Source organism: Winogradskyella sp. A3E31, assembly GCF_046720935.1.
In the GTDB taxonomy this organism is placed as follows: Bacteria; Bacteroidota; Bacteroidia; order Flavobacteriales; family Flavobacteriaceae; genus Winogradskyella.
Map to the genome: position 1 here is coordinate 116,041 of NZ_JBHNWH010000008.1, position 20,996 is coordinate 137,036.

21 protein-coding genes are annotated in these 20,996 nt (G+C 35.7%); 14 read left to right on the top strand and 7 right to left on the bottom strand.

What is annotated here, in order from left to right; translation table 11 throughout:
• Window positions 1-109 precede the first annotated feature (109 nt).
• The 3 genes from ACFEMA_RS11325 to ACFEMA_RS11335 all read left to right on the top strand — a co-directional run bounded on the left by ACFEMA_RS11325 (window position 110) and on the right by ACFEMA_RS11335 (window position 5,128).
• Window positions 110-2,563: a prolyl oligopeptidase family serine peptidase gene (locus tag ACFEMA_RS11325; RefSeq protein ID WP_411768312.1), complete on the top strand. Its 2,454-nt coding sequence runs from the start codon at window positions 110-112 to the stop codon at window positions 2,561-2,563.
• Window positions 2,564-2,734: 171 nt separating this feature from the next.
• A complete protein-coding gene (gene htpG, locus ACFEMA_RS11330) occupies window positions 2,735-4,621 on the top strand; it encodes a molecular chaperone HtpG (protein ID WP_411768313.1) in 1,887 nt (628 codons plus the stop codon).
• Window positions 4,622-4,792: 171 nt separating this feature from the next.
• A complete protein-coding gene (locus ACFEMA_RS11335; RefSeq protein WP_411768314.1) occupies window positions 4,793-5,128 on the top strand; it encodes a hypothetical protein in 336 nt (111 codons plus the stop codon).
• 1 nt (window position 5,129) lies between these two features.
• Here the strand turns inward: ACFEMA_RS11335 and ACFEMA_RS11340 are convergent, their stop codons facing one another.
• From ACFEMA_RS11340 to ACFEMA_RS11350, 3 genes are all read right to left on the bottom strand, one after another.
• Entirely contained in the window at window positions 5,130-6,044 is a 915-nt protein-coding gene (locus ACFEMA_RS11340; protein WP_411768315.1) for a TIGR01777 family oxidoreductase, read from the bottom strand.
• Between the two features lie 99 nt (window positions 6,045-6,143).
• Window positions 6,144-6,818, bottom strand: a complete 675-nt coding sequence (gene mnmD, locus ACFEMA_RS11345) for a tRNA (5-methylaminomethyl-2-thiouridine)(34)-methyltransferase MnmD (protein WP_411768316.1) — start codon at window positions 6,816-6,818, stop codon at window positions 6,144-6,146.
• Window positions 6,818-7,333 carry a DUF4920 domain-containing protein gene (locus tag ACFEMA_RS11350; RefSeq protein ID WP_411768317.1) on the bottom strand — a complete coding sequence of 172 codons (516 nt, stop codon included), beginning with the start codon at window positions 7,331-7,333 and terminating at the stop codon, window positions 6,818-6,820. Before ACFEMA_RS11350 ends, mnmD begins: the two co-directional genes overlap by 1 nt.
• 108 nt (window positions 7,334-7,441) lie before the next feature.
• Here ACFEMA_RS11350 and ACFEMA_RS11355 point away from each other — a divergent pair, with 108 nt between their 5' ends.
• Window positions 7,442-8,512: a branched-chain amino acid aminotransferase gene (locus ACFEMA_RS11355; RefSeq protein WP_411768318.1), complete on the top strand. Its 1,071-nt coding sequence runs from the start codon at window positions 7,442-7,444 to the stop codon at window positions 8,510-8,512.
• A gap of 100 nt (window positions 8,513-8,612) precedes the next feature.
• Here ACFEMA_RS11355 and ACFEMA_RS11360 read toward each other — a convergent pair whose 3' ends face one another.
• Entirely contained in the window at window positions 8,613-8,999 is a 387-nt protein-coding gene (locus ACFEMA_RS11360) for a hypothetical protein (protein WP_411768319.1), read from the bottom strand.
• Window positions 9,000-9,051: 52 nt separating this feature from the next.
• Between ACFEMA_RS11360 and ACFEMA_RS11365 the strand changes: the two genes are divergently transcribed.
• The 3 genes from ACFEMA_RS11365 to crcB all read left to right on the top strand — a co-directional run bounded on the left by ACFEMA_RS11365 (window position 9,052) and on the right by crcB (window position 10,713).
• Window positions 9,052-9,237, top strand: coding sequence for a hypothetical protein (locus ACFEMA_RS11365; RefSeq protein WP_411768320.1), 186 nt, complete (start codon window positions 9,052-9,054; stop codon window positions 9,235-9,237).
• 65 nt (window positions 9,238-9,302) lie between these two features.
• Window positions 9,303-10,343 (top strand): SRPBCC family protein, encoded by a 1,041-nt coding sequence (locus tag ACFEMA_RS11370; protein WP_411768321.1) that lies wholly within the window; start codon window positions 9,303-9,305, stop codon window positions 10,341-10,343.
• A 4-nt stretch (window positions 10,344-10,347) separates the two neighbouring features.
• The gene (gene crcB, locus ACFEMA_RS11375) at window positions 10,348-10,713 is read left to right on the top strand and encodes a fluoride efflux transporter CrcB (RefSeq protein ID WP_411768322.1); all 366 of its coding nucleotides are present in this window, start codon (window positions 10,348-10,350) and stop codon (window positions 10,711-10,713) included.
• Between the two features lie 117 nt (window positions 10,714-10,830).
• On the opposite strand, the gene ACFEMA_RS11380 is transcribed toward crcB, so the two are convergent.
• A complete protein-coding gene (locus ACFEMA_RS11380) occupies window positions 10,831-11,427 on the bottom strand; it encodes a DUF1684 domain-containing protein (protein WP_411768323.1) in 597 nt (198 codons plus the stop codon).
• A 313-nt stretch (window positions 11,428-11,740) separates the two neighbouring features.
• Here ACFEMA_RS11380 and ACFEMA_RS11385 point away from each other — a divergent pair, with 313 nt between their 5' ends.
• The 5 genes from ACFEMA_RS11385 (at window position 11,741) to ACFEMA_RS11405 (ending at window position 16,823) form a co-directional block, all read left to right on the top strand.
• Entirely contained in the window at window positions 11,741-12,952 is a 1,212-nt protein-coding gene (locus ACFEMA_RS11385; protein ID WP_411768324.1) for an MFS transporter, read from the top strand.
• A gap of 54 nt (window positions 12,953-13,006) precedes the next feature.
• Window positions 13,007-13,981 carry a YpdA family putative bacillithiol disulfide reductase gene (locus ACFEMA_RS11390; RefSeq protein ID WP_411768325.1) on the top strand — a complete coding sequence of 325 codons (975 nt, stop codon included), beginning with the start codon at window positions 13,007-13,009 and terminating at the stop codon, window positions 13,979-13,981.
• Window positions 13,978-14,355 (top strand): VOC family protein, encoded by a 378-nt coding sequence (locus ACFEMA_RS11395; RefSeq protein WP_411768326.1) that lies wholly within the window; start codon window positions 13,978-13,980, stop codon window positions 14,353-14,355. The genes ACFEMA_RS11390 and ACFEMA_RS11395 overlap by 4 nt, the downstream gene beginning before the upstream one ends.
• A gap of 84 nt (window positions 14,356-14,439) precedes the next feature.
• Complete coding sequence (locus tag ACFEMA_RS11400; RefSeq protein ID WP_411768327.1) at window positions 14,440-15,213, top strand: DJ-1/PfpI family protein; 774 nt, start codon at window positions 14,440-14,442, stop codon at window positions 15,211-15,213.
• Between the two features lie 44 nt (window positions 15,214-15,257).
• The gene (locus tag ACFEMA_RS11405) at window positions 15,258-16,823 is read left to right on the top strand and encodes an amidohydrolase family protein (protein ID WP_411768328.1); all 1,566 of its coding nucleotides are present in this window, start codon (window positions 15,258-15,260) and stop codon (window positions 16,821-16,823) included.
• 1 nt (window position 16,824) lies between these two features.
• On the opposite strand, the gene ACFEMA_RS11410 is transcribed toward ACFEMA_RS11405, so the two are convergent.
• Window positions 16,825-18,585 (bottom strand): tetratricopeptide repeat protein, encoded by a 1,761-nt coding sequence (locus tag ACFEMA_RS11410; RefSeq protein WP_411768329.1) that lies wholly within the window; start codon window positions 18,583-18,585, stop codon window positions 16,825-16,827.
• 106 nt (window positions 18,586-18,691) lie between these two features.
• The gene (locus ACFEMA_RS11415; protein WP_411768330.1) at window positions 18,692-19,135 is read right to left on the bottom strand and encodes an Lrp/AsnC family transcriptional regulator; all 444 of its coding nucleotides are present in this window, start codon (window positions 19,133-19,135) and stop codon (window positions 18,692-18,694) included.
• A 115-nt stretch (window positions 19,136-19,250) separates the two neighbouring features.
• On the opposite strand from ACFEMA_RS11415, the gene ACFEMA_RS11420 reads away from it, so the two are divergent.
• Entirely contained in the window at window positions 19,251-19,646 is a 396-nt protein-coding gene (locus ACFEMA_RS11420; RefSeq protein WP_411768331.1) for a hypothetical protein, read from the top strand.
• 92 nt (window positions 19,647-19,738) lie between these two features.
• Window positions 19,739-20,917 carry an MFS transporter gene (locus ACFEMA_RS11425; RefSeq protein WP_411768332.1) on the top strand — a complete coding sequence of 393 codons (1,179 nt, stop codon included), beginning with the start codon at window positions 19,739-19,741 and terminating at the stop codon, window positions 20,915-20,917.
• Window positions 20,918-20,996: the final 79 nt, after the last annotated feature.

The following is a 20,996-nucleotide window of genomic DNA, read 5'->3' on the forward strand; positions in this document are numbered from 1 at the left end:
AATAAGATAGCGTATAGACTGATAGTTTTAATTTTTTTTAACACTAACCTCATCCTTTTAAAAATGAATTTTGAGTATCTTCAAGAACTTTTTCATTAAACCAATTATTATGAAACATTTCTTAAGATTATTCATTGCCCTATTTGTATTTTCAAGCTATGCCCAAGACAATCTTCCTTACCAAACACCACCAAAGGAAATATTAGATCTTGCTGATGTCTCCCTTGCTCCTGGTGTTCAAATTGATAGTAAAGGAGAAAACATGGTCTTGATTTATAGAGACCAATATAAATCCATTGCCGAGCTTTCGGAAGAAGAGCTCCGCTTAGCCGGACTAAGAATTAATCCTGTAACCAACATTGGTAGCAGAACCACTTTTTATAATAATCTAAAAGTTAAAAAAACCTCTGAAAAAGAAGCAAGACAAGTTACTGGCTTACCCGAAAACCCCAGACTCTCAAGTTTTAGTTGGTCTCCCGATGAACGTATGATTGCTTGTTTAAATACGACGTTAAAAGGTGTAGAAGTTTGGATTGTTGATGTTGCATCTGGTAATGCTAAAAAAATAACTGAAGCTAATATCAATGCTAATATGGGAGGTGCCTTAGAATGGTTTAAGGACAATTCCGCTTTATTGGTAAAAACATTATCAAAAGACAGAAAAACACTAATTAATACTGCTGAAGCTGTTCCGACTGGACCAACAATTTCAGTCAGCGATGGTGCTAAGGCGCAAAACAGAACCTATCAAGATTTATTAAAAACTCCAAATGACGAGTTTAATTTTGAACAATTGGCACGTTCTGAAATTAAAAAAGTATCTGTTAATGGTGATGTTTCAGATTTTCTGCCAGATGCTATGTATAGAGGGGTTGATTTTTCACCCAATGGAGAGTATGTTATGGTCACAACCATTAAAAGACCATTCTCTTATTTAGTAACCTATTCTCGCTTTCCAAGTGAGACAACTATTTATACTTCAGATGGTAAACTTGTTAAAGTTGTGAATGAAGTGCCTTTAGACGAAGTAAGGCCTAAAGGGTTTATGGCTACAAGAATGGGAAAAAGAAATATGTCTTGGCGATCAGATAAACCAGCAACTTTAGTTTGGGCTGAAGCATTAGATAAAGGAGACCCAGAAAATGAAGTAGACTATCGTGATGCTGTTTATCAAGTTTCTGCACCATTTAATAATGACCCAAAGCTGATTTTAAAAACCAAGCAACGCTTCTCTGGTATCAACTGGGGAAATGATGATGTGGCAGTTGCCTATGATTATTGGTGGAATACTCGGAATACAAAAACGTATCTATTCAATCCTTCAAATAATAAAAGTACTCCAAAAATAATATCAGACAGAAACTACCAAGATGTATATAGTAACCCTGGGAATTTTGTGAATTCTAAAAACAAATACGGCAGCTACACCTTAGAGATGAACAATGACAACCTATATTTAATGGGTCCTGGCTATACAAAAGAGGGGCAGTTTCCTTTTATAGATCAGTACAACATCAAGACTGGGGAAAAGCAGCGCCTCTATCAGTCTGAATATACCGATAAACTCGAAAATCTCAATACAGCCATTGATATGGAAAAAGGTGAGATTTTAGTAAGAATAGAATCTCAAACCGAATATCCAAACTATTATATCAGAAATATTAACAAAGACAATGATCTTACGCCTATCACTTCATTTGAGAATCCTTTTAAAGCATTAGAATCTATTGATAAACGTGTCATTACTTATGATAGAGAAGACGGATTAGGTTTAGAAGGCACTTTATATTTACCATTAGATTACCAAGAAGGCAAAAAGTATCCGATGGTTCTATGGGCTTACCCGAGAGAGTACAAAGACAAAGCAAGTGCTTCACAAAGCACTACAAATCCAAATGAATTTGTATATCCGTATTATGGGTCCCCAATCTATTGGGTAACTCGCGGGTATGTTGTTTTAGATGATGCTGCATTCCCTATAGTCGGTGAAGGTGAGGAAGAGCCTAATGACAGTTTTAGAACACAATTAGTAGGTAACGCCAAAGCAGCGATTGATGCCGTTGATGAGTTAGGTTATATTGATAGAGAGCGTGTTGCTGTGGGCGGACATAGTTATGGTGCGTTTATGACAGCAAACCTGTTGTCTCATTCTAATTTATTTGCCGCTGGTATTGCCAGAAGTGGTGCTTACAACAGAACACTGACTCCGTTTGGATTTCAGAGTGAACAGCGTAGCTACTGGGAAGCACCAGAAGTGTACTATAACATGTCTCCTTTTATGCATGCTGATAAAATGAAAACACCTCTTCTACTTATTCATGGAGTTGCTGATAACAATTCAGGTACCTATCCATTACAAAGTGAGCGTTACTTTAACGCTTTAAAAGGATTAGGTGCTACGGTAAGATTGGTAATGCTACCTAAAGAAAGTCATGGTTATAGAGCTAAAGAATCCATTATGCATTTACTATGGGAACAAGACCAATGGTTAGAAACCCATGTGAAGAATAAGGAAAAAGAAGAGCAGCCTATTGCAGAGAAGGAAGCTGAAATGAAAAATTAAATACGTTTTACATATTTACAAAAGCCATTCTTTTTTGAATGGCTTTTTTTGTGTCATCTTGTCACATTTAACGAATTGGTATTTTTTTTGACTATTGCTCATTGAGATTTATAAATAAATATTTTATTGACTCAGGACAATTCTTGAGTTGAAAAACAAAAACAATATAAAATGGCAACAGGTAATATTAATGTTTCAGTAGAAAACATTTTTCCTTTAATTAAGAAATTTTTATACAGTGATCACGAGATATTTCTTCGTGAGTTGATCAGTAATGCAACAGATGCAACTTTAAAGTTAAAGCATCTGACTAATGTTGGGGAAGCTAAGGTAGAATATGGAAACCCGATTATTGAGGTTAAAGTTGATAAAGAAGGTAAAAAACTTCATATTATCGATCAGGGATTGGGTATGACGGCAGAAGAAGTTGAAAAATATATCAATGAAGTTGCGTTCTCTGGTGCTGAGGAATTTTTAGATAAGTATAAAGATTCAGCGAAGGATTCTGGCATCATCGGACACTTTGGTCTTGGTTTTTATTCAGCATTTATGGTTGCTGAAAAAGTTGAAATCATCACAAAATCTTATAAGGATGAACCAGCTGCGCATTGGACCTGTGATGGGTCGCCAGAATTTACTTTGGTTGAAGCAGACAAAAAAGAAAGAGGTACCGAAATCATTCTTCATATTGCAGAGGATTCTACTGAATTTTTAGAAGATTCAAGAATTACGGAATTACTGAATAAGTATAACAAGTTTATGCCTATTCCGATTAAATTCGGAACAAAGGAAGAAACACTTCCTCTTCCTGAAGACGCCAAAGAAGATGCTAAGCCCGAGACAAAGACTGTCGATAACATCATCAACAATCCTGACCCAGCTTGGACAAAACAACCAACAGACTTAGAAGATAAAGACTATAAGGATTTTTACAGAGAGCTCTACCCAATGCAGTTTGAGGAGCCGTTATTCCACATTCACTTAAACGTAGATTATCCATTCAATCTTACGGGGATATTATATTTCCCAAAGATGACAAACGACATGAATATCCAAAAGGATAAAATTCAGTTGTATCAAAATCAAGTCTTTGTAACGGATAATGTTGAAGGTATAGTACCAGAGTTCTTAACGATGTTACGCGGGGTTATCGATTCACCAGACATTCCATTAAACGTGTCTCGTAGTTATTTACAAGCGGATGGTGCAGTTAAGAAAATATCATCTTACATCACAAGAAAAGTTGCTGACAAGTTAAAATCGTTATTCAACTCAAACAGAGAAGATTTTGAGAAGAAATGGGACGACATTAAAATAGTCATTGAATACGGAATGTTGTCTGAAGAGAAGTTCTTTGAAAAAGCAGATGCTTTTGCATTATATCCTACAGTTGATGGTACTTACTACACGTATGACGAGTTGTATAATAAGATAAAAGCCAATCAAACAGATAAAGATGATAAACTGGTTATTCTTTACGCTTCTGATAAAGATGAGCAACACGCCTATATTGAAAGTGCGAAGGCTAAAGGGTATGAAGTTCTGTTATTGGATTCACCGATTGTAAGTCACTTAATGCAAAAGTTAGAAACCTCTAAAGAAAAGATTTCTTTTGCACGTGTTGATGCCGACCATATCGATAACTTAATTAAGAAAGAAGACACCAAGATTTCAAAATTAAGTGAAGAGCAAAAAACAGAGTTGGATGAATTATTAAAAGAGGTCATTCCTTCTGAAAAATTTTCCGTTCAGTTAGAAACTATGGATAGCGATGCCACACCATTTATGATTACCCAACCAGAGTTTATGCGCCGTATGAAAGAGATGCAGCAAACTGGTGGCGGTGGTATGTTTGGTATGGGCAACATGCCAGAGATGTATAATTTAGTGGTAAACACAAATTCTGAATTGGTAAGTGACATATTAAATACTAAAACCAAGAAGAAAAAGGAACGCCTTATTAATCAGAGTTTAGATTTAGCTAGACTATCTCAAGGCTTACTAAAAGGCGAAGAGTTAACGAGCTTTATTAAACGTAGTTACGAAATGATAAAGTAACTTCAAAAAGCTCAGCGACCAAGCTTTGTCATGTTGGGCAAAAGCCACAACATTCTATATATATTGAAAACCACTAAGTATCTTCTTGGTGGTTTTTTTATTTTAATAAAATACAAATGATAACATATAATTCTTTAAATTTGAGGTAACTACACCACCAATACTAATTTTATGGCATCAATAAACAACCACTGGAGTAAAGAAGAGTTACACACTTATATTTTATTGCTCTGCGCCAATGCCGATGCTAATGAGAGTAATCAAGAATTAGAACTCATAAAATCTAAAACAGACCCAAAAGTTTTTGAAAAAATCTATTCAGAGTTTCAAAGTGACTCTGAAGACGAAGGCTTAGAAAAAATTGATGAAAATGTACAATTTCACCATTACTCCAGTTTAGAACTTGCACAAATAAAAAAAGACATGCGTCAGATTTTTATGAGTGACAAAAAGTACAATATGATGGAAGAGAATTTAGATAATATTTTGGATAATATTATTTATTAAATCAGGTCAAAAGGTCTTTTAAAGCAGGCTCTATATGATGGAACTTAAACTGAAAGCCCTCCCCTTCAATTTTACCTGAGCTGACACGCTGACTTTCAAATAACAGAATATGCATTTCGCCCAAGACTAAATTCATTGCAACCTTAGGAATATTGGGCAAAAACAAAGGTTTATTTAGAACTTTTGCAGCAGTCTTGGTCAATTCTGAATTGGTAACTGGGTTTGGCGCTACACCGTTATAAACACCTTCTAATTCGTCATCTAAAACATGTACAAATAGTCGTGCTAAATCTTCGACGTGTATCCAGCTTTGCCATTGTTCCCCTGACCCAAAGGCAGCACCCAAACCAAATCGCATTGGTTTTACAATCTCTGATAATGCACCACCTTCTTCGGCTAGTACTAATCCTATTCTTACTTTTGCTACCTTCACCCCAATTGACTTAAAGTCATCAACGGCATTCTCCCACTTTTGAACAACTGTCCCGAGAAATGTATCTGACACACTAGAGTTATGCTCTTCATAATAATTGACTGATGACGATGGATAAACTCCAATGGCACTCGCCGAAACAATTTGCTCAATCGAGAAATTATGTTTCTTTATCGTCTCTATTAATAACTCTGCTGTTTTAGTTCTACTATTGAGAATTTCTTGTTTATAGTCGTCCGTCCAACGTTTTGATATACTTGCACCAACCAAATTTATAATAGCCTCGACACCTTCAAAACAGGTCTCGTCAATTTCATTTTGATCTGGGTTCCAAAAAAAACCTTTGTAATTGTCCTTGGATTCTAGTTTAGATTTTGAAGTAGACAAATAATGAACTATGTAGCCCTTTTGGTGACACGCCTTTACTACCTCTTGCCCAATTAGCCCGGTAGCACCGGTAATTAAAATCGTTTTCTTCTTCATTTATCAAAGATACGAAAGGGCTAAAGGCCTTTATGCCATTTTAATTTGGATTTAACGTTACTAGATGTTAAAGTTCTTTAACGTCCTTAACCATCTGACTCAATTTTTCTTAGCTCTTAGCATTTCCCTTTTTCCAGGGGGCCCAGGTAGCCTCTCAACTGTAAAACCAACAGTTTGCATGGCGCGTCTTACACTGCCTTTAGCTGAATATGTTACTAAAACACCATTTGCCTTTAAAGCATCAAACATGTTTTTAAAAACTGATTCGGTCCATAGCTCGGGTTGAACACGAGCCCCGAAAGCATCAAAATAAATTAAATCAAAACTATTGACAGCATTAATGTCTTTAAAGAGTTTTTGCTGTTTTTCAATTTGAAAGTAATCAGAAATAGACATACACCTCTCCCACTCTGCCTTATGCATCTTATCGAATTTGCCCGAATGCTTTGGAGAGATAAATTGCGGGTAATCCAAGGCTTTAACTTCAGCATCATTAACTGGGTAAGCCTCAACGCCAACATAATTAATATGCTGCTTTAGTTTTTCACACTCAATTAATGTTAAAAATGCATTTAAGCCAGTTCCAAAGCCTATTTCTAAAATTGATAAAGGCTTATCAGAATCCGATAAGCCTAAGGTATAATGTAAACCATGTTTAATAAAAACATGATTTGCTTCATTTAATGCTCCATGGATAGAATGGTACTGCTCATTCCATTCTTCAATTTGAATGGTTTTAGAACCATCCGAGGTCGTTATAATCTTTCGTTTCACTACTTTTTAAGCAAAACCCCGTCGGCTTCAAAACCATAGGTTTTTTGCGGTACCGTAATCGCTGCGATTTCTTCTTCAGACTTGCCAGCATCCTCGGCATAATGTTTTAAATCCTCAACGGATGTTTCCGAAACAAAAGCCTTTCCATTTATTACAACTTCGCCAGAAGCATCTAGCGGCATAAAAAAGCCGTAGTCTTTAAATGTTACTCGGGCTGTCTCGCCATTGCCCATATCTAGCGTCATCCAACATCCTTTCTTAGCACAAACCTCAGTGATTTTACCTGTCATTTTTGCATTAACGGTATCGCCAACTTTCATGGCACTATAGTGGTCTAGCATTCTACGTGTTGAGATGGCATCATCATCCGTTATAGATTTACCTATAGACATATAAGCCATTTCAGGAGCCGTTTCTTCAACAACATCTTCCTTTACTTCTTCAGTTTCTTTTGCCTCATTTTTACAGGCCACACAAACCATTAAGCTGAGTACTAATACGATTATTTTTTTCATTATGAATTAAGATTGATTTAAACTCAAAATTACAAAAAAATAAGTGATAATTTATTCTTTTAGATACCGTCTCGATTCTGTATTTTTGTACCACTAAAGCTAGTGGTTATGGGCATAGAATTTATTTCGGATTTATCAATAGAAAAAGTAGAAGCTTCTAAAATCTCAAATGTTGATTTTAGCGATTTAAAATTCGGAAAAGTCTTTACGGATCATATGTTCTTTTGTGATTTTAAAAACGGCGAATGGCAAAAACCAAGAATAGAACCTTATGCACCTATGACTATGGAACCTTCCGCTCGTGTGTTCCATTACGGACAAGCTGTGTTTGAAGGCATGAAAGCCTACAAAGACGATAACGGTAAAATCTTTATGTTTAGACCAGAGCAGAACCTTGATCGTATAAACAAGTCAGCAGCCCGTTTGGCCATGCCAGAATTTCCGAAAGACTATTTTTTTGAAGGTCTTGAAACCTTGTTGAAAATGGATTCTGACTGGATAAAACCCGGTGTAGGAAATTCACTTTATATAAGACCTTTTGTCATTGCTACTGAACCAGCAATTTCTGCTTCACCAGCTGAAGAATATCGATTTATTATCATTTGCTCTCCTGCTCAAGCGTATTATTCTGAGCCTGTACGCGTCACCATAGCTCAAAAATATAGTCGTTCTGCTGATGGTGGTGTTGGCTTTGCGAAAGCTGCAGGTAATTATGCTGCGCAATTCTACCCAACTAAATTAGCACAACAAAAAGGGTTTCAGCAAGTGATCTGGACAGATGCCAATACCCATGAGTACTTGGAAGAAGCTGGTACCATGAACATTTTCTTCAGAATTGATGACAAATTGATTACTGCTCCTACTAACGATAGAATCTTAGATGGTATTACCCGTAAAAGTTTGATTGACATTGCTAAAGACTTGAACATAGAATGTGAAGTAAGACCTATTCGCGTTGATGAAATCAAAGAGGCTGCAAGAGCAGGAAGACTAAAAGAAATTTTCGGTGCTGGTACAGCCGCTGTGATTAGTCCTGTTTTTGGGTTTGAGCACGACAATGAAACATTTGAACTTCCAAAATTAGACGAAACCTACGGAAGCCTGCTAAAATCCCACTTATTGAACATTCAGCATAATTTGGCTGAAGACATCCATAATTGGAGATACGAGGTACGTTAGAAGTTAGAAGTTAGAAGTTAGAAGTTAGAAGTTAGAAGTTAGAAGTTAGAAGTTTATGATATCTAATTTAAACTTTCATGATTCAAACTTTTCTGCTTTTCTACTTATTCAAAATATCTTCAATATGGGGCTTAAAGTAATTAGGTCCTTTTAGGACCTTACCATCTTCTCTGTAAATGGGTTCTCCGTCTTCTCCCAGTTTACTCATATTACTCCGTTGTATTTCATCAAAGACTTCCTCTATTTTATACTGTAGGCCATGCTCAATTATAGTACCACACAAAATGTAAAGCATATCCCCTAGAGCATCGGCAACCTCAACCAAATCATTGTCATTGGCAGCTTCTAAATATTCCTCATTTTCTTCGCGCATTAATTTATAGCGTAGCATATTTTTTTCCATCCCTAAGTCTGCTTTAGGGATTTCTCTGTGACCTATTTTAAAAGCGGTATGAAATGCCTTTACAGCGTTGATTTTATCTTGCATCAATTGTTTATGTTTAGTTCTGTTATTCTTAACTTTGCATAAAAATAAGAAGATGTTTAGTACTGGTCAATTGATTTTTGGATTATTATTCTTTGTGGTTTTTGCCATAATAATTGGATTTCAATACCGCAAAGATCTTAAGCTACATAGAAAATATTACAAAGGCACCTTGTGGATTCTACTAGCCTTCATAGGCTTTATCGGTATGATTGCAGCCGTGAAGTTTATGTTTATGTAATCTTTTACCTTTTTATTATTTCACTACCTTTGGATTAAACTACTAATCGAATCATCCAAAGCCTTATGAAAGCCTTTAAATACATCTTATTTTTATTGCTCATACTTGTTATTGGCCTTGCCATATATATTGCTGTACAACCTAACAGTTTTGAAGTTACAAGAACACACACCATTAATGCACCTCAACAGGTTGTGTATAATGAAGTTATTGATCTTAAAAATTGGGAAGATTGGTCTGCCTGGAAAGAGGAAGACCCTAATATCGTTATGACCTATCCCGAGAAAACAGAAGGTGTTGGTGGTTCTTACACTTGGGAAGATGAGGATGGTATAGGCACCATGAAAACTATTGGTGCAAATCCTCATTCTCAAATTCAGCTTGAAATGCAGTTTGCCGAGTTCCCTAAATCTGATGTAAACTTATATTTTGAACCGACAGAAGATGGCAAAACTGATGTTACATGGACTATTTCAGGCGAAGACCTGCCATTTCAATTTAAGATGTTTTCTGCTTTAATGGGTGGAATGGAATCCGAAATTGGTCCAAAATACGAGCGTAGTTTAGAAATGTTAGACAGTGTCATTGTTGCCGACATGAAACGCTACAGTATAGACATCGATGGCATTACACAGCATAGTGGTGGCTATTATATTTATAAAACTGCATCGTGTAAAATCAGCGATTATCCTGCTAAAATGCAAGAATTATTTCCTCAAGTTGGCGCCTATGCCGTGACTCATAATGTAGCCTTCGCAGGTGCACCATTCGTTTATATTGAAAAATGGGACGAAGAGAATGATGCCGTTATATTTTCCTGTTGTATACCAACCCAAACAAAAATTGTCTCTGCAGAGCCAGATATTTTAATTGGTCAATTACAACCCTTTACGACACTTAAAACTGTTCTAAAAGGGGATTATTCCAATTTGTCTGAAGCATGGGAAAAGGCCTTTGAATTTATAGAATCATCTCCAAATTATGAGCGCGTTGAAAATGGCCCAATGCTAGAAGCCTATCCAACTGATCCTTCAGAATTCCCTAATCCTGCTGATTGGGTTACAGAAATATACATCGCCGTTAAGCCAACTATAGTTTTAGAATAATCAAATGAAACACCTTGTTTTGGTTTTCTTGGGTGGTGGAATTGGAAGTGTCTTACGCTTTTTAATTGGGAAATGGCTTAACAGTCCAACTACCGGAATCCCTTACGGCACCTTTGCTGCAAATATTATTGGAAGTTTATTGATTGGTATTATCCTTGGGGTTGCTGCAAAAAACAACACGCTATCATCAAATCAGACTGTACTTTTAGCTACCGGATTTTGTGGTGGGTTTACAACTTTTTCGACTTTTGCTTATGAAAATCATGTATTTTTAAAATCGGGAGATTTCACGAGTTTTGCTCTTTATACAGTGGCAAGCTTTATCATCGGATTTTTAGCAGTTTTTGCCGGAATGTATTTAGCTAAATGATTAGTGATTAGTGATTAGTGATTAGTGATTAGTGATTAGTGATTAGTGATTAGTGATTAGTGAAACGTATAAACAACTCCACGACTAAACAATGAAACTTTTATCAAACAGATAAAACTATTTCTTAAAATTCTTAACCCCTGCCCTCACTTCAGTATCTATATAATTGACTCTAGGCACAATTGGACAAGAGTATTTTTCATTGTACACACATAGTGGATTGTATGCTTTATTAAAATCGACCTCAATTGAATCTCCCTTCGGAATTCTTAAATCTATATAACGCCCTCCTCCATAGCTTTCCTCACCATTCGTATTATCTAAAAAAGGCAAAAACAAATAATCTTCATATCCTTCAGTTTGCATTAATTCCTGACCTTGATACACATTTAATTCAAAGGCTTCACCATTAATATTAAAACTAATAATGCCAAAGATTCTTTCTTTAGACAATCGGTCTGTTGTCGTTTTCATATTGAACCATTTGGAGTCTGGTGTTCGTTTCAAATGTGCCTTAACTACAAAAGAGGAATCTAATTTAAAGAAATCTAATCCCTTAAAATTCTTCAAATCTTTTTTAGTTAACGGAGAGGTAGTCGCATCTTTAAATTCAGCATTTTTAGCAATTTGCCATGCTGTTTCACCTTGAATTTTAGCTTTTTTTTGAGCACAACTTGTGCTAATTACCATTAGAAAGCATAACACATATTTCATTATCAATAATTTTAATGCACTTCAAAAATACAACTTCTCAAATTTTTATGTAGCTTAGCTCTTCAATTATGAAACGAGCATGTTAAAAGGTTATCGCACAAGAGAATTATTAATAGCGAACTGCATGTGACCGTTAAAAAACAATAAATAAAACACATGAAACAAAACGTCACATATACAAAGCAAACCTCTACGATTTCAATGAAATCGATTCGGACGCTATATCTATTGTGACAATACAACTATACCATTAAACAATATTTAAAAGTCCGACGTCAACGTCGGACTTTTTATTTTTATAACAACAACCAAAATGAAAACATTATTTAACAACTACCTCAACACCTTTAAAGGACTTTCAAGAGAAGTTTGGTGGCTTGCCTTGATGACATTTATAAACCGTTCTGGCACAATGATAATACCATTTTTATCATTATACTTAAGGGAAGATTTATCTATCAGCCAATCTAATGTTGGATGGGTTATGACATGTTTTGGCTTGGGTTCTGTTGTTGGTGTTTGGCTAGGCGGAAAATTAACAGATTCCATTGGCTATTATAAGGTCATGGTTAGAAGTTTATTAGCCACAGGATTTTTATTTATTGCTTTGCAATTTCTAGACACTTTTGCCCAAATATGCGTTGGTATATTTTTGGTCATGGCCGTTGCTGATTCATTTAGACCTGCAATGTATGTAGCAATGAGTGTGTATAGCAAACCTGAAAATAAAACAAGGTCCGTAACATTAATTAGACTTGCTATAAATTTAGGTTTTTCGGCCGGACCTGCAATTGGTGGTATAATTATAGCAACCATAGGTTATAGTGGTTTGTTTTGGGTTGATGGTATTACATGTATTTTAGCAACTATATTATTGGTTTTAGTCCTTAATCCTAAAAAAGCAAAACCTGTGGACGAGGTTATAAACGAGAATCCGATATCAGTAAATAAAGATAGACCATATTGGATATTCTTTAGTGCTATGGTACTTTTTGCTGTTATTTTTATGCAATATTTCTCCACAATGCCCTTATATTATAAAGACGTCTATTCTCTGTCCGAATTTAAAATTGGGCTTTTACTAGGGCTTAATGGTTTCTTAATTTTTATATTGGAGATGCCACTAATTGCATGGCTCGAGAAATCAAAATTCACCAAAATCGGCTTAACTCTTTTTGGGTTATTACTGACAATCTTTAGTTTTTATGTCCTAAACTTAACTTCGTGGATTGGTGTTCTGATTATAGGGATGTTGCTAGCTACCGTTGGAGAAATGATTGGTTTTCCGATGTCTAATGCATTTGCCATGGAGCGCTCTAAGCGTGGAAAACAAGGCGAGTACTTAGCCATGTACGTCATGACGTTCTCATTAGCTAGTATTTTTGGTCATAATTTAGGCTTGCAAATGACAGCAAAATTAGGTTATGAATTTACTTGGTATATTATGTGTGGTCTTGGCCTGCTTGGAATAATTCTTTTGATTTACCTAAGACAAGTCTTAAAAAGGAATCATGAACTCGTTTAAAACAGACAAAATATCGCTATATAATGACAACTTCAATAAAAACGCTTAAAATTGATGACTAAAAAACATGTTGACATACTAATCGTTGGTGCAGGACCAATAGGCATTGCTTGTGCTTTAGAATGCAAAAAACGCAATTGGAATTATGTTGTTATAGAAAAAGGAGCGTTGACCAACTCCTTATTCAACTATCCACTAAATATGACCTTCTTTTCAACTTCAGAAAAATTAGAGATTGATGACATACCATTTATTAGCAATAATCCAAAACCTACCCGCAATGAAGCTTTGGAATATTATCGTCGTGTAACGACTTCAAATGAATTAAAAATCAATCTGTATGAAAAAGTCATCAGTTTAAATAAGGTTAAAGATCATTTCAACATTAAAACAGATAAGTCTGAGTACACATCAAAAAAAGTAATCATAGCCACAGGCTTTTATGATATTCCAAATTATTTAGATAAACCTGGAGAAGATTTGCCCAAGGTGATGCACTATTACAAAGAAGCCCATCCGTTTACATTGCAAAATATCGCTATTGTTGGAGCAAGTAATTCGGCTGTAGATGCAGCATTAGAAATTTATCGTAAAGGTGGTAATGTTACCATGATTATCCGCGATAAAGATATTGGGCCACGTGTAAAGTATTGGGTACGGCCAGATATTGTAAACCGAATAAAAGAAGGAAGCATTAACGCATTTTTTAATTCTGAAATCATAGAAATTCTAGAGGATTCTATTATCATTAAGACACCTCAGGGTGAAAAAACTATAAATAACGACTATGTAATTTCACTTGCTGGCTATCGTCCGAATTTTAAATTTTTAGAAACTGCAGGAATAACATTCTCTAAAGACGAAAAACATATCCCGAGTTACAATCCCGAAACTATGGAGTCTAATGTTGAAGGCCTTTATTTGGCAGGAGTTATTTGTGGCGGTACAGAAACCCATAAGTGGTTTATAGAAAATTCTAGAATTCATGCGAAACAAATTACTGAACATATTGAAACCTCAGTTTTATGAATTTAAATCAAATTACAGTGCCTTCTCAAGATGTTGTTGCAGCAACAGAGTTTTACAAGACATTAGGCTTGTTATTGATTGTTGATGCTCTGCCTCGCTACGTACGCTTTGAATGCCCCACTGGAGATAGCACCTTTTCAATTCATGAGGTTGAAAAACTACCTCAAGGTAATGGAATAAGCATCTACTTTCAGAATGAAAATCTAGATGAAGTGGTCAATGAACTAAAAGGAAAAGGTCTTACTTTTACTAATGATCCAGAAGATAAGCCTTGGCTTTGGCGAGAGGCGCATTTAAAAGATCCTGATGGCAACCATATTATCTTGTATAGTGCTGGTGATAATAGAAAAAATCCACCTTGGAGAATTGGTTAATGAAAAACACGAACAACCAACGTGCGAGGTTTATGTGCTGAACTTGTTTCTGTATCTAAACGTTGTAGGTTTCAAATCTAAAAGATGAAAAATATAGTTTTACTTTTTGCTTTAATCTTAATAGTAAGCTGCAATAATTCAACAGAAAAAGGTGAATCCTCTAATGAGATCCATAAACAGGCTTCGAGCACCTCAGCCTCCGTTCAGGATGACAAAAAATTTCCTAAGCTAGAGCCTAATCGATATAATGTCGCCTTCTTGATTATGGACGGCACCTACAATACAGAATTGACAGCACCTTTCGACATCTTTCAGCATACGATTTTCAGAGATAGTATAAAACCAATGAACGTGTTTACTGTGGCTAATACAGATAATGCAGTTACGACGTTTGAAGGCATGCGTATCCTCCCCGATTTCAATTACATAAACGATAGCCTCCCAAAGATTGATATTTTAGTCATACCAAGTGCAGAACATCATTTGGATACCGATTTAAAAGATGCCGTGATGATTGACTTTGTGAAGCGTATTAACAAAGAGGCTCAGTTTATGACATCACATTGCGATGGAGCTTTTGTATTAGCAAAGGCAGGTCTTTTGGATGGTAAAGTGTCCACAACCTTTCCGAGTGACATTAACGCCATGCGTAAAATGTTCCCTGAATTAGACATTAGAGAAGATGTCCTTTTTGTCCATGACGGAAAATATATAACCTCAGCCGGTGGTGCAAAATCTTTTGAAGCAGCCCTTTATTTATGCGAATACCTTTATGGGAAGGACATTGCAGAATCACTTTCAAAAGGTTTGGTTATTGATTGGAATTTGGATACTGTCCCTCATATTGTCATAGAATAAATTATTATGGTTAATTTTAGATACAATTAACCAACATCCATTCAATGCGCACTAATCCATACTACGTATTTATATTTGCTTTACTAACGTCTTTCTGTTTTACTCATGCTCAAGACAATCATAAAGGCGAAGGTCCATTTTCACAATTAATTATTAGAGGCGTGACCTTAATTAATGGAGACGGTTCGCCACCTCGTGGACCAGTCGATATTGTTGTGGAAAATAATAAAATAGTATCGATTGATGTTGTTGGCTATCCAGGTGTGGAAATTAAAGACAGTAGTCGCCCAACATTAAAATCTGGTGGCAAAGAATTAGATGCTTCTGGTATGTACCTTTTACCTGGTTTTATCGATATGCACGGTCATATTGGTGGTAGTGCGCAAGGTGCTGATCCCGATTATGTATTTAAATTATGGATGGCACATGGTATCACAACGGTTAGGCAACCAAGTGGACGAAATGCCTTAGAATTAAAAAAGCAAAGCGCAGCAAATGAAATTGTTGCACCAAGAATATTTGAATATACAGGTTTTGGATCAGGCAGTGATAAACCAATAAGCACACCAGAAATGGCTCGAGAATGGGTGAGACAAAATGCTAAAAACGGAGCAGACGGTATCAAATTTTTTGGTGCTGAGCCCGAAATTATGGCTGCAGCTTTAGATGAAAATAAAAAATTGGGATTGGGTTCTGCATGTCATCATGCACAGTTGAGTGTGGCGCGTTGGAATGTTCTGCATTCAGCAAGAGCTGGATTAACATCTATGGAACATTGGTATGGTCTTCCTGAGGCTCTTTTTGAGGATAGAACCGTTCAAGATTATCCGTTGGATTATAATTACCAAAATGAGCAACATCGATTTGAAGAAGCTGGTAAATTATGGAAACAAGCTGCCAAACCGTATTCGGACCATTGGAATGCTGTAATGAACGAATTATTAGAACTTGACTTTACCCTCGATCCAACCTTCAATATTTATGAAGCCAGTCGAGATTTGCATAGAGCTAGAAGAGCTGAATGGCATGAGGATTACACATTACCATCACTCTGGAAATTCTACGAACCGAGCAAAGTAAGCCATGGTAGTTACTGGCACTTTTGGGGAACAGAACAAGAAATTGAATGGAAGAAAAACTACCAACTTTGGATGACATTTGTTAATGAATATAAAAATCGTGGAGGACGGGTTACCGCAGGTTCAGATTCTGGTTTTATATATCAATTGTACGGTTTTGCTTTTATCCGAGAATTGGAATTGTTACGAGAAGCTGGTTTTCATCCATTAGAAGTCATACGATCAGCTACATTGAATGGTGCAGAAGCTTTAGGTTGGGATGATAAAATTGGATCTATCCAAATAGGAAAGTTGGCTGACTTTGTTATCGTTGAGGAAAACCCATTAGTAAACCTCAAAGTTCTGTATGGTACTGGCGCGATTAAATTGACTGAAAATAATGAGGTTGTTAGAGTTGGAGGTGTTAAATACACCATCAAAGATGGCATTATCTACGACGCTAAAACATTACTCGAAGACGTAAAAGCTATGGTAGATACTGAAAAAGCGAGAACCAACTGGAAACTTAAACAACCAGGAGTTAAAAATTAGGCTACATGGAATAACCATGATTCGCTGGCAAGTTCATGGAGTTAATAATTTGTTTCCACCTAGAATCACTATGCATTGGTTTAAATGAGGGATATGTGAGTGCTTCTGTTAAAACTGGATCTTTCTTTTCTACAGCTATTTTAAGCCAATCAAAAGCCTTTTCATAATTACCGCGAAACGCATACAAATCAGCAACATTTGATGGATCTGTACTGCTAAATTTGTTTAAAAATTCGGCAAATAGTTTGTCTGACTCTTCACTATTACCTGCAGCAAATTCAATAAAATTACGCCCATAAATACCAAAAAAGTCATGCTTCTCTTGTTCTATTTCTTCGCGAGCTCCTTCAATATTATTTTGGGCTAAGCGTATGCGAGCCATCATATAGTGATAAATCTGCCAATTAGGGTAATAAATAGCAAATGTTTTAAAAGCCTCTTCTGCTTCTTCGAGTCTATTTAATCGAAAATATGCAAATCCTAAATTAAAATAATTACCATAGACCAACGGATCTAATTGTATAGCCTTTTTCTGCAATTCAATAGCCTTTTCAATATTACCGAAATTCTTTAAAGCTGCCGTACCAACAATAACAGCATTATTGGGGTTTAACTCGAGAGCTTTATTCATGTTTTTGGCTGATTTTTCAAATTCCCACGCCAAATCATATAAACTTGCAAGCGAAGCATAGGCCTCACCTGAAATTGGATCTAGTTCTATCGCTTTTTGAGCTGCTTTTATTCCTAATGGAATTGCCTCATCACCTTCTCTAATGCTAAAATTATAGAATCCCGTATCATAAATACCTGCAAGTAGTTGCCATGAAGGAGCATAAGTAGAATCCAATGCTATGGCTTGTTTAATCTTCTCTTCTGCCTCAATATATCCCTTCTTGGTATTCTGCCGTGTTAAATGTTTTGCTTGCAGATATAAATTATAAGACTCAGCGTTATTAGAATTAACTATTGAGCGTTTGCCTAATAGGGATATTTGCAATTGATTGGTTACCTGAGCAGCAATTTCATCCTGAATTTTAAAAATACTATCAAGATTTCTATCATAGGTCTCGGACCATTCGTGAGACCCGTCTTTTGTATTTATCAATTGAGCCGTTATCCGAATCATATTACCAGATTTACGAATACTTCCTTCAAGAATATGGGAAACCGAGAGTTCCTTTCCTATTTCAACAGCCTTGGTGTCTTTATCTTTATAAGAAAAAGAGGATGTTCTACTTATAACTTTCAACTCAGGAATTTTTGCTAAAAAATTTAATAGTTCTTCGCTAATACCGTCTGAAAAATACTCATGATCCTTATTTGGACTCATATCTGCAAAAGCCATTACCGCTATTGAAGATTCATAATCAGTTTTGTTCATCACGGAAATGATCTCAGTCATTTCGTTTTTCATCCTTACCTGATTAACAATCAATAGTGCTATTGCAACTAAAAGCGTTCCAATTATAAATCGATTTAGAAAACTGTTTTTCTTGGCGTGTGATTTAGCATCATACTCAATATCTTCTGTTTTTTTTAAGCCGTCAGGAGTAAAGTTATAAACCCACGAAAACACCAACCATATAGGAAATATTATCGCCAAAATAATTATCGCCGTTTTTAGTAGAGACGTTGAAAGTTCAAATGCAGGAATTAAGATGGATAGAACTTGAACTAACAACCACGAAAACACTAAATATGCCAAACCAGCCTTTACTACATGACGCCTCTGTAATTCTTTCAGGTAATCATTGAGTTTCATAGCTTGGTTAGTTTACACTAACAAGATACTAAATTTAACATACTTAAAGACCTATGATTGAAAACCAATTACTAAAATAACGCTAAATTGTTCTTACGAACACATATTATTGCAGTGGCTTTATCTCACTATTTTTAACCACATGCGATAAAACAATTTGTGTTTTAGTCTCCCCATAGACAATGAGCTGATCTATAAATTGTTCTAAGTGTTTCTGGTTTTTTAAAACCACTTCCATAACAATATTTTCATTACCAGTAATTCGGTAGCAATTCACAACTTCTTTATAGGTTTTTACTTTTTCCAAAAAAGGTTTTAGCATACCCATAAAAGCACGTAGTGTAATTAGTGCCTTTAATTGATAGCCAGCTTCAAATGGTGATACAGATGTATGATACCCTTGAATGATTTCGGCATCTTCCATTTTTTTGATACGCTCGGTTACCGCTGGAGAACTGATGCCTACACGTCGCCCAATCTCTGCACTAGATAGTCGGGCATTCTCTTGTAAGCACTTCAATATTTTCCAATTTAAAGAGTCAATACTCATTTTAATGTAATTAGCTTAAATAATTTAATTATTAAAGTAAATATACATTTTATCTTTAATATTGAAAGTGAATTATCATTACTGCTCGTTATTTTTACAAGAAATTGCTAAGAAAATGAATTACGCTATTCCATCGTATCTCTCTGATATGCCTTTATATAGAAAGGCGATGGATATCATTTACCTTTCTAGAAGTATCTCAACCTATCTTAACCAGGATTTAAATTATTTGACTGAAGATGGCAAAGAGGATACCAATATCTATTTTACTGGAGACATTATTCAGCAATCTACCTCATTAGCACCCGAAATTATCAATGCTGAGCGTGAGCGTCATTCTGATAAAAAATTCAAACATCTAGAATCGTTAGAGCGTTTAACTTCACTTTTATTCAATAATTGCAAGCGCCTAGAAAAATCTAATAGTAATGGAAGGGATTATCTTCCGATACTAAGAAGTGAACTTAAAAAATTCAGAAAGTTACAGCGCACTTGGATGTTGACTTTATAATCCTCTCATTTGGAGTTATATTTAGTTTATTTTAAGGGTCAATTTGAATACTCCCAAAAATGGCCTACCCTTAAGCTTACAATTAACACTAAATGAAACCCTCAAAAGCCATACTGCCAACCATTATCTTATCTCAATTTTGTTGTACGTCATTATGGTTTGCTGGGAACGGAGTTATAAGCGATCTAATAGAAAACTTTGGTCTCAAAGCAAGCACTTTAGGGCATTTAACCTCAGCAGTACAATTCGGGTTTATTTCTGGAACATTAGTCTTTGCCATTTTAACGATTGCAGATCGTTATTCGCCATCAAAAGTATTTTTTACCTGTGCTTTATTTGGTGCCTTATTTAATCTTGGAGTGATTTGGGAGGGCAACACTTTGGTGACCTTACTATCACTTCGTTTTATCACTGGCTTTTTCCTTGCAGGGATATATCCTGTCGGTATGAAAATAGCAGCAGACTATTATAAAAAAGGATTAGGAACGTCTTTGAGTTTTTTAGTTGGTGCTTTGGTTATTGGCACTGCATTTCCACATTTTGCAAAACACATAACCGGTAACTTCTATTGGAAATCTGTGCTAATAATTACGTCATCTCTCGCCGTTTTGGGAGGAGTATTAATGTTAGTTTTTGTTGCTGATGGGCCATTCCGAAAATCATCAAAAGGTCTGAATTTCTCTGCCTTTTTCAGTGTCTTTAAGAATCGTCCTTTTCGTTCTGCTGCCTTTGGATACTTTGGCCACATGTGGGAGTTATATGCCTTTTGGGCATTTGTTCCAGTTATTCTTAACACATATAAAATAATACATCCAGAAACCACATTCAATATTCCGTTGTGGTCATTCTTAGTTATAGGAATTGGTGCGGTAGGATGCATTATCGGAGGATACCTTGCTCAAAAATTTGACACAAAACGACTGGCTTTTACTGCACTTCTTTTATCGTGTATGTGCTGCCTTGTTTCTCCTTTACTGTTTACAACCAAATCTGAAGTATTATTTATTTCTTTCCTCCTTTTTTGGGGTATGGTGGTTATAGCAGATTCCCCCCTTTTCTCAACTCTTGTTGCTCAAAACACAGTTTCAGAATTAAAAGCAACAGCACTTACCATTGTAAACTGTATCGGTTTTGCCATCACCATAATTAGCATTCAACTTCTGAATGTTTTACAAGGTGAAATTAATCCAATATATATTTACATGTTACTTACGATTGGACCTGTTTTTGGTTTAATGGCGTTGTTTGATAAGAAAAAAGTGCTCTTCTAATAAGATACTTCGACAAACACAGCATAAGCGATTCACACAACTTTTGCCAAAACAAAAGTTGGTTCTCAGAGATCCTGAA

Coding starts and splice junctions, on each gene's coding strand:
- ACFEMA_RS11325 (WP_411768312.1), top strand. CDS start 110: ATGAAACATTTCTTAAGATTATTCATTGCCCTATTTGTATTTTCAAGC.
- htpG (WP_411768313.1), top strand. CDS start 2,735: ATGGCAACAGGTAATATTAATGTTTCAGTAGAAAACATTTTTCCTTTA.
- ACFEMA_RS11335 (WP_411768314.1), top strand. CDS start 4,793: ATGGCATCAATAAACAACCACTGGAGTAAAGAAGAGTTACACACTTAT.
- ACFEMA_RS11340 (WP_411768315.1), bottom strand. CDS start 6,044: ATGAAGAAGAAAACGATTTTAATTACCGGTGCTACCGGGCTAATTGGG.
- ACFEMA_RS11350 (WP_411768317.1), bottom strand. CDS start 7,333: ATGAAAAAAATAATCGTATTAGTACTCAGCTTAATGGTTTGTGTGGCC.
- ACFEMA_RS11355 (WP_411768318.1), top strand. CDS start 7,442: ATGGGCATAGAATTTATTTCGGATTTATCAATAGAAAAAGTAGAAGCT.
- ACFEMA_RS11360 (WP_411768319.1), bottom strand. CDS start 8,999: ATGCAAGATAAAATCAACGCTGTAAAGGCATTTCATACCGCTTTTAAA.
- ACFEMA_RS11365 (WP_411768320.1), top strand. CDS start 9,052: ATGTTTAGTACTGGTCAATTGATTTTTGGATTATTATTCTTTGTGGTT.
- ACFEMA_RS11370 (WP_411768321.1), top strand. CDS start 9,303: ATGAAAGCCTTTAAATACATCTTATTTTTATTGCTCATACTTGTTATT.
- crcB (WP_411768322.1), top strand. CDS start 10,348: ATGAAACACCTTGTTTTGGTTTTCTTGGGTGGTGGAATTGGAAGTGTC.
- ACFEMA_RS11380 (WP_411768323.1), bottom strand. CDS start 11,427: ATGAAATATGTGTTATGCTTTCTAATGGTAATTAGCACAAGTTGTGCT.
- ACFEMA_RS11385 (WP_411768324.1), top strand. CDS start 11,741: ATGAAAACATTATTTAACAACTACCTCAACACCTTTAAAGGACTTTCA.
- ACFEMA_RS11390 (WP_411768325.1), top strand. CDS start 13,007: ATGACTAAAAAACATGTTGACATACTAATCGTTGGTGCAGGACCAATA.
- ACFEMA_RS11395 (WP_411768326.1), top strand. CDS start 13,978: ATGAATTTAAATCAAATTACAGTGCCTTCTCAAGATGTTGTTGCAGCA.
- ACFEMA_RS11400 (WP_411768327.1), top strand. CDS start 14,440: ATGAAAAATATAGTTTTACTTTTTGCTTTAATCTTAATAGTAAGCTGC.
- ACFEMA_RS11405 (WP_411768328.1), top strand. CDS start 15,258: ATGCGCACTAATCCATACTACGTATTTATATTTGCTTTACTAACGTCT.
- ACFEMA_RS11410 (WP_411768329.1), bottom strand. CDS start 18,585: ATGAAACTCAATGATTACCTGAAAGAATTACAGAGGCGTCATGTAGTA.
- ACFEMA_RS11415 (WP_411768330.1), bottom strand. CDS start 19,135: ATGAGTATTGACTCTTTAAATTGGAAAATATTGAAGTGCTTACAAGAG.
- ACFEMA_RS11420 (WP_411768331.1), top strand. CDS start 19,251: ATGAATTACGCTATTCCATCGTATCTCTCTGATATGCCTTTATATAGA.
- ACFEMA_RS11425 (WP_411768332.1), top strand. CDS start 19,739: ATGAAACCCTCAAAAGCCATACTGCCAACCATTATCTTATCTCAATTT.